Genomic DNA, 13015 nt, shown 5'->3' with positions numbered 1-13015 from the left:
CTTCCGATTTCCTATATCTATCTATATTTTAGTTGCGGTTGGTTGTTTCGTATTTTTAAACATTTAAAAATCTAAACTGCTGCAATTCCAAGAAAGTATGGAAGGGGAAGCTTTCGTGACTGTCCACGATGATCCGGCATTAGGACGAATATTAAATAGACGAACCTTTGCTCAGGGCGATATCATTTTTCATGAGGGTGACAAAGGCTCCCAAGCTTATGTTGTCCAACGTGGTCGCGTTCGCATCATCAAAAATATGTCCAGTGGTGACAAGGGGACACTTGGTTTTGTTGAAACGGGTGGCATCTTTGGTGAAATGGCCCTAATGGATAATTCTCCACGAATGGCAACTGCCGTTGCCGATGAACCAACAGTAGTTATTTCCATCCCAGAAGAAACAGTTAAAAAGAAATTAAGTAAATCAAACCCTGTGACAAAAATGATGCTTATGGTCATGATTCGTATGTTACGTAGTATGTCTCATGATGTGGAGTTAAAGCCTATTAAAGTGGATAATATCCCTCACCTTAAAAATCATCTATTCAATGAATGATATCTATAATGTCAGACTCACGTATGCTCAAAAAAAATACATTTCAACCAAATGAACTGATCTTTAAAGCCGGAGATAGTTCAAATGAAATATTTCTCATCCATGATGGAACTGTTGAATTATTTGAAATTGATGAAAAAGAGCATGAAAAGCGTATAAAACTCTTAAGTGCAGGATATGCCTTTGGTGAGCAAGCATTGATCTCTTCTGAAAAACGAAAATACTATGCAAGAGCAATGAATACAGTCACATGTGTCGCCGTTAATAAACGCAATTTATTCAAACAACTAAATAATGAAGACCCGTTTATTGCCGCGTTATTTCGTATCTTACAAGGTAACATGCAATCTATTGACAACATGAGCCGTTCTTCGAAAAGAGAAGAATTAGATACCCTGACCAATGCGTTATCGTTGGAAAAATAAATTATTTATGACATTTAGAATTGAGTAGTAATGTATAATAAACCTACCTTCACTCCTAGCTTTACTCGTAAAGATGTTACCCTGCATAAAAAAGAAACCTTGTATAAAGATTATTTCCAAGTAGATCGATATACATTTAGTCATAAAGCATTCGATGGACATGTTGTTGGCCCATTCACACGTGAAATCTTCGAACGTGGGCATGCAGCTATCTGCCTACCCTATGATCCTGTAAGAAATGAAATTATCCTAATTGAACAATTTCGTCCTGGCCCGTTTGCTGCTGATGATGAGAATTGCTGGTGTATAGAAACTGTGGCCGGCATCATAGACGAAGGAGAAACAGGACAAGATGTAGCTATTCGTGAAAGTATTGAAGAAGCGGGTTGTGAAATAACAAAACTCTTCAAGACTGGTTTATTTTATCCCACAGGTGGCGGCAGTTCAGAAACAATGGAATGTTTTGTAGGTATTTGCTCCACAGAAAATGTGGGAGGTATTCATGGTATGGAACATGAAGCAGAAAATATTCGCTCTTTTGCAGTAGATTTTGACCATGCCTTACAAGCCGCACTTGATGGAAAATTTTCAAACCTCGCACTTGTCGCCACCATCCAATGGCTGGCTCTAAAAAAATCGAGTCTGGACTTGTAATTTTATTTCTTTTTTATTATTTAAGTGTAGTTAAATATAAAGGACACAAAAATAATGGATTATAGAGCCGATTTTCTTGATGCCGTGGGAAACACCCCTCTTATCAAACTAAAAGGTCCGTCTGAAGCGACTGGCTGTACTATTTTAGGTAAAGCTGAGTTCTTAAACCCTGGAGGCTCCGTTAAGGATCGTGCAGCTAAAGCCATCATTCAAGACGCAGAGAAAAAAGGGTTGCTCAAACCGGGCGGTGTTATTGTTGAAGGTACCGCTGGTAATACTGGCATTGGCCTTGCGCTCGTTGGTAATGCATTAGGATATCGCACTGTAATCGTTATTCCAGAGACCCAATCTCAGGAAAAGAAAGATATGTTGCGATTAGCTGGCGCTGATTTACGTGAAGTCCCTGCAGTCCCTTATAAAGACCCAAACAACTATGTAAAATATTCAGGCCGCTTGGCAGAAGAAATTGCAGCCAGTGAAGATAATGGCGCGATCTGGGCAAACCAGTTTGATAATGTTGCAAACCGTCAAGGGCATTATGAAACAACAGGTCCTGAAATCTGGACACAAACCGATGGTAAAGTTGATGGCTTTATCTGCGCGGTTGGTACGGGAGGCACACTCGCAGGTACGGCTGATGCGTTACGTGAACGCAATAAAAATATCCAAATTGGTATTGCTGATCCGGGTGGTGCCGCTTTATATGAATATTATAAGAATGGTGAATTAAAAGCTGAAGGCACATCAATCACGGAAGGTATTGGTCAAGGTCGTATTACAGCTAACCTTGAAGGTTTAGAGGTTGACCACCCTTTCCGTGTGACGGATTCCGAAGCACTTCCTATCGCATTTGATCTCTTGAAAAAAGAAGGTCTATGTCTTGGTGGATCAGCGGCTGTTAATGTGGCCGGTGCCATGAAGCTGGCAAAAGAACTGGGCCCAGGAAAAACAATTGTAACGATCTTGTGTGATTATGGTACTAGATATCAGTCCAAACTATACAATCCTGAATTCTTAAAAGAACAAGGCCTTCCCTATCCTGAATGGCTATAATCTTTATTAATTAAAATTAATGTTTACCAGCGGTCACAAACACTGTGACCGCTTTTTTTTATTCTGGCACATATTCAAGTTGACCTTGTAGGTACAATTTTAAACAATACAATCCAACAAATAAAAACGAGATGACATGGGTCTGAATGTGGGAGACATTAGAATGACAAAAGATCTTTTTCGTGAAGATTCGTATTTAAAAAGCTGTGAAGCGACTATTACGGAAATCAATGAGTTAAATGGTATCATCCTTGATCAAACCGTGTTTTATCCGACAGGTGGCGGTCAGCCCGGTGACACTGGCATCTTAAAAACTGTAGACGGAAAAGAAGTTAAAATCTCAACCACTGTAAAGTCTAAAGAAAACAACGACATCATTCATGTCCCTGCCGAAGGACAAGACCTACCTTCTATCGGTACCAAAGTAATCGCCGAAATTAACTGGGAAACCCGATATAAATATATGCGTATGCATTCCGCCATGCATCTGATGTGTTCTGTTGTGCCTTGCGGTGTAACTGGTGGTCAGGTTGGCGCAGAAAAAAGTCGTCTGGATTTTGATATTGGCGAGCATACGCTAGATAAAGAAGAAATCACAAAGGCAATGAATGCCCTAATTGAGGCTGATCATGAAACAGGCACCATGCATATCACCACGGATGAATTGGATGCTAATCCTGATTTGGTTCGCACCATGTCTGTTCAACCACCGCGTATTGGGGGACAAATACGCCTTGTCAAAGTTGGCGAAGATGTAGACCTTCAACCTTGCGGTGGCACACATATTAAAAGAACCAGCGAAATTGGTCGAATTTTAGTGTCAAAAATTGAAAACAAAGGCAAACGTAATCGTCGTGTGAATATTGTCTTTGATCCGGCTTAATTTAAGGGGAAAGAAATTAATGCCATATGTAAATGCGCATGCTTTGGTCGAAGCAGACTGGCTTGAAGCACATATTGATAATCCAAAAATCACAATTCTAGATGCCAGCTGGCATATGCCGAACCTAAACCGTGATGCAAAAGCAGAATATAAAGAAAAACATATTCCCGGCGCCATTTTCTTCGATATCGATGTGGTATCAGATGGCACAAGCGATCTTCCGCACATGTTGCCATCGTCTGATGGTTTTGCACGCACAGTTAGTAAAATGGGGATTAGCAACGAAGACCTGATCGTTGTTTATGATTCCTATGGTTTATTCTCTGCAGCCCGTGTTTGGTGGATGTTTAGATGCTTTGGGCATGACAAAGTTGCGATTTTAAATGGCGGCTCTTTAAAATGGGAAGCAGAAAACCGACCAATGGATAATAAATTTCCAACACGTCAACCAACAAATTATACGGCAGATTTTAAATCTGAACTGGTTAAATCTCTATCCGATGTTCAAGTGAATTTGGAAAGCATGCAAGCCCAAGTGATTGATGCCCGTGCACGAAATCGTTTTCATGCAGAAATTCCAGAACCGAGACCCGGTCTTCGCGGCGGACATATCCCGGGTTCTCTAAATTTGCCATTTGCGGAGATTTTAACCGAAGCAAAAACAATAAAAGACGAGGCCTCAATTCGAGCATTATTTGAAACAGAAAAGCTGGACTTTGATAAACCTGTTATCGCCAGTTGTGGGACTGGTGTGACCGCATGTGTGCTCTCTTTTGCACTCTATCTTATCGGCAAAGAGGACGCAGCTGTCTATGACGGTAGTTGGACTGAATGGGGTGGACATCGCGAAACACCGATCGAACCTTAATTTGGAGTTTCAAATTCCATGACTAGACTTTCTATACGCTCTTATAATGATGATGATCTAACGGATATCCTGCATTTATGGGAAACATGCGGCCTTACACGTCCATGGAATGATCCAGCAGCAGATATTGAAACAGCAGTAAATGCCAAGGAGAGTGATATCCTCGTCGCTATAGACGATAATAAGGTTATCGCATCAGTCATGCTTGGCTTTGATGGGCATCGCGGCTGGGTGTATTATTTAGCTGTTGATCCGACCCATCAAGGTAAAGGTATTGGTCATCATATTTCAATTGAAGCAGAAGCTGCCTTAAAGAATAAGGGCTGTGCTAAAGTTATGTTAATGATCCGTCCAGAAAACCAACGGGTCAGGTCGATCTATGAAAGCTGGGGTTATCAAAGCGAAGACCGTACCCTGATGGTGAAATGGCTAAAAGAACCACCAGCGCCACCTACAAAGAACGATACGGATAATCAAATCCCTGTGGTTATAAGTTATCTGGAAATGACTGAGAGACCTAAAGGATCGGCTCGCCCTCTTCCCACCCAAGGCGTTCCTGTTACTTTGATCAAACTTCATGAATGTACAGTCAGTTTTTATCGATATCTCTATAACAGCATCGGTGAAAAATGGCTTTGGTGGGAAAAACGCCTCGCAGAAGATAGTGAAATTGAACAAATCGTCACACGCGAAACGACTGATCAATATTTGCTATCTGTTGGAGGCATTCCCGCGGGTTGGGTGCAGCTGGATAACCTAAGTAATTTCGAAGATAGAGGGCAAACGATGGAAATCGGCTATTTTGGTCTCTTTCCTGATTTCATTGGTAAAGGTTTAGGACCTTATCTATTAGATTTCGCGGTCCGAACCGCTTGGGACCATCCAAGCAAGCCTTCCCGTATACAATTAAACACCTGTACGTTGGATCACCCGTCCGCCTTACCAACCTATCAAAAGGCTGGGTTCAGTGTGTATCAGCGTGAAACACAAGTAATTACCGACCCAAGAACGATTGGGGTCATTCCAAAAGAAATAGAGTTGGCACAACCGATGCCAGTTTTCCCGTCAAATTAAAATTTAAGAGTAAATCATAAGGATAAAAAAATGATTGTTGGTATCCCTAAGGAAATCAAACCACAAGAAGGCCGTGTTGCCCAAATGCCGGAGCAGGTAAAACAACTTACTGATGCAGGCGTTAAGGTATTGGTGGAAACCAATGCAGGTATTCTGTCTGGCGTGACTGATGAAGAATATAAAGCAGCAGGCGCGGAAATCATGCCGGATGCGGCATCCGTTTATGGTGGTGCAACTTTGATTGTCAAAGTGAAAGAATTTTTGGAAGCTGAATATCCACTTCTTCGCGAAGATCATATCTTATTTACAAATATTCACCCGGCTGCCTTACCGGGGCAAGTTGATGCTTTATTAGAAAAGGGCCTCACTGCGATTGCCGCAGAAGATTGTCATGAATTCGGGTCCCCAAACTGTGCCTTGGCTGGTGAAGTTGGCGCGTTTGAAGGCATCCGCTATTGCTTTGCGCCACATGGCGGGTCTGGTCGTCACTTCTATGGCCATTATGGATCACAACCGATCAAAGCAGCTGTGATTGGCCTTGGCAATGTGGGGCGCGGTGCTTTACGTGTGCTTTTATCTTTAGGTATCGAAGTTGTCGGCTATGACATTTCCGACGGTATTCGTTACCGTACGGAGCAAGATTGGGACCATAGTAATTTCTCAACCGCACATATCGATGATTTTAACGCTGATATGGGTGATTACGATTTGATCGTGAATTGCGTTTTATGGCCAAAGCATCGCGATGACCATCTCATTTCCCGTGCCGATTTGAAACGCTTGAAGCCGACGGCTGTTATTTCCGATATTTCCTGTGATCCGGGTGGGGCTGTTGAGACATGCCGTGCAACAAAATGGGAAGATCCAACTTATCGTGAAGAAGGTATTTTGCATTTCTGTGTAGATAACATTCCAGGTTCTGTTCCAGTCGCCGCAAGTGCGGGATATAGCCGTGCACTTTACATTCATATCAAAAGTATGATCGAAAATGGATGGAAAGAAGCTTGCAAGAAGAATGCATATCTTGCACGTGGTTTAGTATGTGCTGAAGGTACCCTAACACATGCTGAAACAGCACGTGTCCAAGGACGTGACCGTGTAGAGACAGAAAAATTCTTAAACTCTTAAGAGTTTTTCAACATGGTCAGCAATCGCCATAGAGGATGTTAATCCCGGAGATTCAATACCAAATAGATTGACCAGCCCCGGAATGTTATGCGTTTCGGGGCCATCTATTTTAAAATCAGCGGCAATCTCCCCTGCCCCAACCAATTTCGGGCGCATACCAGAATAACCTGCTTGCAGGGCACCATCCTGCAAATCGGGCCAATAGCTGCGCACTGCCTCATAAAAACTTTCACCCCGTATAGGATTAACTGGGTAATCATCTAATTCTGGCAAGTCTTTATCCAACCATTCCGTGTCAGGTCCAAACTTCGCCTGACCTCCTAGGTCAACTGTAATATGAACGCCTAAGCCAGCTTCATTTGGCATCGGATAAATCAAGCGACTAAACGGACTTCTCCCCGCTAAAGTAAAGTAATTTCCCTTACAAATATAAGCCTTTGGTTTAAAAGCTTCATCAAGACCATCCATATTGGCAGCCAGCATTGGGGCATACAATCCTGCTGAATTCACCACTTGCCGAGCTTTGATATGCATTGGCGCGTCACCACCTACATTTAACACAATACCATCCGCTTGAATTTCCGAGGAAATCAAGGGTGCATTAAAGGCAATCATAGCGCCATGATCTTCTGCTTCCCCTTGAAATGCCAGCATTAACCCATGACTATCCACGATCCCGGTTGATGGGGATAACAATGCCCCTGCCGTCGATAGATTTGGCTCTAACGCCTTTGCCTGATCCGATGTAAGAAATTCTAAATCATCAACGCCATTTTCCTCTGCCTTTTGTTTAATGGCAGGCAAGCCATTTAATTGTTTCTCATCTGTTGCGACAATAAGCTTTTGACTATTCTTATATTCAACCCCACGACTTTCACAAAACTCATATAATTGCCTCTTACCCTCAACACAAAACTTCGCTTTCAAGCTGCCTTTGGGATAATAAATACCGGCATGAATCACTTCGGAATTTCGAGCAGATGTCCCTGTTCCAATCGCAGCCTCGGATTCAAGAACCAATACATCGTTTCCTGCTAACGCTAATTTACGTGCAATTGCCAATCCAACAACACCAGCGCCAATAACCACTGTATCCATATGTTCCATGATTGATTTAGTCCTGTGATTTTCAAATTTTGCTTGTTTACTTGCCAGTTATGTAAGGCACTGCTATCACGATTTTAGTGAATGAAACAATTGATTGTTAAGGTAAAGGGTTCGGAAATGGCTAGCAACACAAAGAACAGACATGATGATACAGTTTTAACCCATGCAGGACGTAAGCCTTTTGAAAATAAAGGTATTGTTAATCCGCCCGTTTATCATGCTTCCACGATCTTGTTCCCAACTCTTGAGGTCTATAACAACCCTGCGGCTCATACAGATGTTTTCTATGGCCGTCGCGGTACACCGACTACTTTTGCTTTTGCTGATGCCGTTACTGAACTTGAACGTGCCCATGGTACGGTTCTAACCTCTTGTGGGTTGTCGGCTGTGACCACCGCTGTTCTTTCTGTTACCGAAGCTGGATCACACGTTTTGATGACCGATAGTGTCTACGGCCCCAGCCGCAACTTTATGTCCAAATTCCTTAGCCGTTTCGGTGTAGAAGTAGAATATTACGATCCTGCAATTGGCTCTGAAATTTCTTCCCTCATCCGCAACACGACAAAAGTTATCTTCATGGAAGCCCCGGGAAGTTGGACATTTGAAATGCAAGACATCCCTGCCATAATTAAAGAGGCAAAAAAACATAATGTTATCACCATTGTCGATAACACATGGGCAGGCGGATATTTCTTTAAACCACTTGAGCATGGTGCCGATATGTCTGTGCAAGCGGCAACTAAATATATTGTTGGTCATTCCGACGCATTAATGGGCACAATTGCCTGTAACGAAGCTACATATAAAAGAGTCGATGAAGCAGCCTATTTGCTAGGTAATAGTGTTGGCCCTGACGATGTGTATCTTGCTGCTCGTGGCATGCGCAGTATGGGAACGCGTTTACGCCAACATCAGGAAAATGGCATCAAGGTTGCGAAATGGTTAAAGTCCCGTCCAGAGGTCAAACAAGTCCTGCATCCTGCGCTGCCCGAAGATCCAGGTCATGAGATCTGGAAACGTGATTTCACAGGCGCATCTGGTCTATTCGGATTTATTATGGAACAGCCATCCACAGAAGCCTTGGCGAATATGATGGATCATATGAATTATTTCGGTATGGGCTTTAGTTGGGGCGGATTTGAAAGTTTGCTTATTCCAGTTGACCCGCGTCCAATTCGCACTGCGACGAATTGGGAAGTAGAAGGTCAGACCATGCGTATTCATATCGGCCTAGAAGATGTAGATGATCTTATTGCTGATCTAGAGGCTGGCTTTGAACGATTAAAACAGGCTTAATGATGACACTATTCAACAGCAAAATCATCGCTGTTATCGCTTCTTTCATCGGGGGTATTTCTGTGGCTAAAGCAGAAACACCCCCTACTGTTTTTGCAGCCGCAAGCCTCACAGCTGCGTTAGATGAAATTGCACAAAGCAAAAAAATCAAACCTCAATTTTCATTTGCCAGTAGTGGCGCCCTTGCACGGCAAATTGCGTCAGGTGCCCCAGCTGATATCTTTATTTCAGCAAACATTAAATGGGCCGATTGGCTCAAAACCACTACATCAGACATTATCGTAAATGAGAAAACTTTCTTAAGTAACAGTTTAGCTGTCGTCAGTTACCAACCACAGACACAAACCATTAAGAAGCTCTTTCAAAACGAAAATGACTTCTTTGTAGCAATTGGCGATCCCACCCATACCCCAGCTGGTATCTATGCAAAACAAAGTCTGGAATATCTTAACCTCTGGAAAGAGTTAACAAATAAACTGGCACCAAGTTCAAATGTACGCGCGGCTCTCTATCTGGTTCAGTCTGGTGCTGCTGATTATGGGATCGTATACAAAAGTGATGCATTGAATGCTCAAAATATACATCTGGTTGATATTTTACCCAAAAACAGCCATGAACCTATTCTTTATCAAGCCCTTCTGCTTAAACAGGACAACCAGATTAATGCCAAAGCAACTTCCCTTTTTGATAATTTATCCGATACTGATGCAATAACAATCTGGAAGAAATTTGGCTTTCAACCCCTTAAAAATTAAGCAATACTTGCAAAATGTTTGGACTTTCTGAATTTGAATTGGCCGCACTTGGCTTAAGTTTAAAGATCGCCTTGATTGCGACGCTTTTAACCTTACCCCTTGCACTAATCTTGGCATGGCTTTTCGCACGATGCCAATTTAAAGGTCGTAATCTCTTGCTTGGAATTGTTCATCTACCATTAGTGATGCCTCCTGTCGTCATAGGTTTATTTCTACTCACTGCATTTGGAAAACAAGGTTATATTGGTAGTTGGCTATATGATCTATTTGGGATCAGTTTTGCCTTCAATTGGAAGGGAGCTGCACTCGCAGCTGCTGTGATGGCCCTACCACTGATGGTTCGATCTATCCAGTTAGCAATTGAAAATGTACCAACGAAGCTGGAGAAAGCGGCGCGCAGTTTAGGCAGTTCCAGTTTAAAAACCTTCTTTACTATCACTATTCCTCTTTCCATATCTGGGATTGCTGGTGCGACGATCTTGGGCTTTGCACGTAGTTTGGGTGAGTTTGGTGCAACGATCACTTTCGTCTCAAACATTCCCGGCAAGACACAAACTCTTCCACTGGCCCTTTATACAATGACACAAGTACCAGATGGAGAAGCAAGTGCATATCGGTTAGCGATCATTTCTGCTGTGCTAGCCTTGCTAGCGATCATTGCTTCGGAAATCATGGCGCGCAAAGCTCGCCAACAATTAGGAAAGTCATGAGATGTTAGACGTTATGATTAAATCTGCGCGTCAAAGCATTGAAATTGATGCTAGTTTTAAATGTGTTCAAGAAGGTATCACGACCCTTTTCGGTCCTTCGGGCTCCGGCAAATCTACTATACTCAACGTCATCGCGGGTTTAGATAGATCTGAATCGTCAAAGATCATTCTAAATAATCTGGATATTACGAAGCGACCTACAGAAGCGCGTAGATTTGGATATGTATTTCAAGATAACTGTTTATTTCCCCATATGACCGTTAAACAAAACTTATCTTATGGATCACATCCTGCACGATCAAATACACCCAATCGCAATGAAGTTATAGATCTTTTAGATATTAGGCACTTACTTAATCGAAAGCCATCCAAACTATCTGGTGGTGAAGGTCAACGCGTTGCTATTGCACGTGCGTTGCTTTCCAATGCAGAAATGTTGTTGATGGATGAGCCGCTTTCTTCGCTTGATAACAAGCTGAAGAAAGAAATCATGCCCTTATTGCGACGTATCGCAACTGATTTTAAATGCCCTATCCTTTATGTTAGCCATTCCTTCGATGAAGTATGTCAACTGTCCGATAAACTCATATTGATAAATAATGGCAAGATTTTGGGGTCTGGTTCTCCACAAGACATGATGACCAACCCAAAATATGCCGACCAGTTAGATGGGTTTGATGCAGGTAACTTATTAAACGTGGTCGTAAAAAGTCACGATCATGAATTTGGTTTAACAAACCTTGAATTTTCAGGTGGTATCATTCCCGTCCCGCTCATAAAAGATGAGGTAGGATCATTTATTCGCCTCCGAATACGGGCGCGTGATATTACATTAGCAACATCAATTCCTACTGGGATTTCAACGCTTATCAGATTACCAGCTACCGTAAATTATATTACCGATGTAAATCAAACACATAGCTATGTTCATGTCACATGTGGAACAGAAGTTATGATTATTCATCTCACAAGAAAATCCATCCAAAGCCTTGGAATTGAAAAGAACAAGCCTATATTCTGTCTTGTGAAATCGGTCACACTTGAGAATTAGTTTTAAGGTCTGAACCTTTTCTGTAAATTTAAATACAACTAATTCATTCCCCTACTCTTTTGTCTGCGCTATGCTATTAGCAAAGGAATATTGCCATGCTTGACATAGAAGATACTGAACAGTTTGATGAGATCTCCCTCGAACACCAAGCGCTACTGGTCCTTGGCGGCTGCGAAGGGTGGTCATTGGCACATGTGGTAGACTGGCTAATTTCAAAAGATTCACGATTTACCGATCCGGCACTTTTTCTAAAAAGCCTATGTAATCAACTGCAAAATGCAGGAGCGCCAATAGATAGAATTCGACTCTCATTTAGAACAATTCACCCACAGGTAGCAGCGCTATCCTTTATCTGGGAAAGTACCAAATCTGAAATTGAAACAATGCAAGTTGGACATGGATTTAAAGATTCTGCCGCCTTCATAGGAAGTCCTGCCGATACATTAATGACTACAGGAAAACCTGTACGCTTCAAGATTGAAGACATTGATATCTCAAAAGAACATGAGGCTATTCAAGATGTCGCAGATACGGGCGCAACAGACTATCTGGCCTTGCCAATGCTAACTAGTACTGGTGACGTACATAATTTGTTTATTAGCACTAATCGTAAGGGTGGCTTTACGGACTGTGACGTACAGAAACTAAAACGCATGGCCCAACATATCCAAGCAAAAGTCGAGTTGCTAGCGACACTTCGATTAGCTATTGCCTTGCTAGACACGTATGTAGGTAAAAGAACAGGTCAACGTGTTTTAGATGGTCAAATCAAACGCGGGCAAGGTGAAGAAATTCAAGCGGCTCTTTGGTTTTCTGACTTACGTGACTTCACATTATTAACTGAGACTTTACCACCAGAAGACTTGTTAGAGCTTCTTAATGAGTATTTTGAGTTAGTCTACAATTCCGTCACAAAATATGGCGGAGAGGTTTTGCGTTTCATTGGTGATGCCATGTTAATTGTATTCACTGCGGAAAATTCCTCTACCGGATGTTTGTATGGTGCGTCAGAAGGTGCATTTAGTGCATCTGAAATGGCTTACAAAGAACTGGAAGAAATCAATATGCGTCGAAAAGAAGAAGGCAAACCAGTTTTCAACTTTGGCGTTGGCCTGCATGAAGGCACTGTAACTTACGGAAATGTCGGCGCACCTGATCGACTTGATTTCACTGTTATGGGCCCAGCTGTGAATCGAACTGCACGACTTGAAAGCAAGACGAAGGAATTAGGTCGTCGTCGTTTAATGTCGCGTGAGTTTGCAGAAAAATTATCTAAACCTATTGAATCCCTAGGTTTCTTTAACCTTAAGGGAATTGGTGAAAAACAAGAGATTTGCGCCGTTGCGCGTTAGTTTCCACTTTTCGTTGAAACTGTTTCATAGAAATTTAATGTGATCCGCCTATTGTCTATAGGCGGATTTCCTTTTTATATTAACATCATAACAATAATAAAAAGAA

At 42.1% G+C, this 13015-nt stretch carries 14 protein-coding genes; 13 read left to right on the top strand and 1 reads right to left on the bottom strand.

Features of this window, described 5'->3' with window-relative positions; genetic code table 11:
- The first annotated feature begins 115 nt into the window (after positions 1-115).
- From E1160_RS08500 to E1160_RS08465, 8 genes are all read left to right on the top strand, one after another.
- The gene (locus E1160_RS08500; RefSeq protein WP_218048794.1) at positions 116-553 is read left to right on the top strand and encodes a Crp/Fnr family transcriptional regulator; all 438 of its coding nucleotides are present in this window, start codon (positions 116-118) and stop codon (positions 551-553) included.
- Positions 554-561: 8 nt separating this feature from the next.
- Complete coding sequence (locus E1160_RS08495) at positions 562-978, top strand: cyclic nucleotide-binding domain-containing protein (RefSeq protein ID WP_218048793.1); 417 nt, start codon at positions 562-564, stop codon at positions 976-978.
- Between the two features lie 30 nt (positions 979-1008).
- Positions 1009-1632 carry an NUDIX domain-containing protein gene (locus tag E1160_RS08490; RefSeq protein WP_155154718.1) on the top strand — a complete coding sequence of 208 codons (624 nt, stop codon included), beginning with the start codon at positions 1009-1011 and terminating at the stop codon, positions 1630-1632.
- 54 nt (positions 1633-1686) lie between these two features.
- Entirely contained in the window at positions 1687-2685 is a 999-nt protein-coding gene (locus E1160_RS08485; RefSeq protein ID WP_155154717.1) for a cysteine synthase A, read from the top strand.
- 163 nt (positions 2686-2848) lie between these two features.
- Positions 2849-3568 carry an alanyl-tRNA editing protein gene (locus E1160_RS08480; protein ID WP_155154716.1) on the top strand — a complete coding sequence of 240 codons (720 nt, stop codon included), beginning with the start codon at positions 2849-2851 and terminating at the stop codon, positions 3566-3568.
- Between the two features lie 19 nt (positions 3569-3587).
- Complete coding sequence (sseA, locus tag E1160_RS08475) at positions 3588-4436, top strand: 3-mercaptopyruvate sulfurtransferase (protein WP_155154715.1); 849 nt, start codon at positions 3588-3590, stop codon at positions 4434-4436.
- Between the two features lie 18 nt (positions 4437-4454).
- A complete protein-coding gene (locus tag E1160_RS08470; protein WP_155154714.1) occupies positions 4455-5510 on the top strand; it encodes a GNAT family acetyltransferase in 1056 nt (351 codons plus the stop codon).
- Between the two features lie 30 nt (positions 5511-5540).
- On the top strand, positions 5541-6638 hold the full coding sequence (locus E1160_RS08465) for an alanine dehydrogenase (RefSeq protein WP_155154713.1): 1098 nt from the start codon (positions 5541-5543) through the stop codon (positions 6636-6638).
- Here the strand turns inward: E1160_RS08465 and E1160_RS08460 are convergent.
- Complete coding sequence (locus E1160_RS08460; protein WP_155154712.1) at positions 6627-7745, bottom strand: NAD(P)/FAD-dependent oxidoreductase; 1119 nt, start codon at positions 7743-7745, stop codon at positions 6627-6629. The genes E1160_RS08465 and E1160_RS08460 overlap by 12 nt on opposite strands.
- Positions 7746-7862: 117 nt before the next feature.
- Here E1160_RS08460 and metC point away from each other — a divergent pair, with 117 nt between their 5' ends.
- The 5 genes from metC (at position 7863) to E1160_RS08435 (ending at position 12909) form a co-directional block, all read left to right on the top strand.
- Positions 7863-9041, top strand: a complete 1179-nt coding sequence (gene metC, locus E1160_RS08455) for a cystathionine beta-lyase (RefSeq protein WP_155154711.1) — start codon at positions 7863-7865, stop codon at positions 9039-9041.
- 2 nt (positions 9042-9043) lie between these two features.
- Entirely contained in the window at positions 9044-9796 is a 753-nt protein-coding gene (gene modA / locus E1160_RS08450; protein ID WP_218048792.1) for a molybdate ABC transporter substrate-binding protein, read from the top strand.
- A 14-nt stretch (positions 9797-9810) separates the two neighbouring features.
- A complete protein-coding gene (gene modB / locus E1160_RS08445) occupies positions 9811-10506 on the top strand; it encodes a molybdate ABC transporter permease subunit (RefSeq protein ID WP_155154709.1) in 696 nt (231 codons plus the stop codon).
- 1 nt (position 10507) lies between these two features.
- On the top strand, positions 10508-11557 hold the full coding sequence (gene modC, locus E1160_RS08440; RefSeq protein WP_155154708.1) for a molybdenum ABC transporter ATP-binding protein: 1050 nt from the start codon (positions 10508-10510) through the stop codon (positions 11555-11557).
- Between the two features lie 95 nt (positions 11558-11652).
- Entirely contained in the window at positions 11653-12909 is a 1257-nt protein-coding gene (locus E1160_RS08435; protein ID WP_155154707.1) for an adenylate/guanylate cyclase domain-containing protein, read from the top strand.
- Positions 12910-13015: the final 106 nt, after the last annotated feature.

Origin of the sequence: Curvivirga aplysinae (assembly GCF_009711445.1) — a bacterium.
Classification (GTDB): Bacteria; Pseudomonadota; Alphaproteobacteria; order UBA8366; family Aestuariispiraceae; genus Curvivirga; species Curvivirga aplysinae.
The sequence above is the reverse complement of the archived record's forward strand: the minus strand, read 5'-3'. Positions and strand labels throughout refer to the sequence as shown.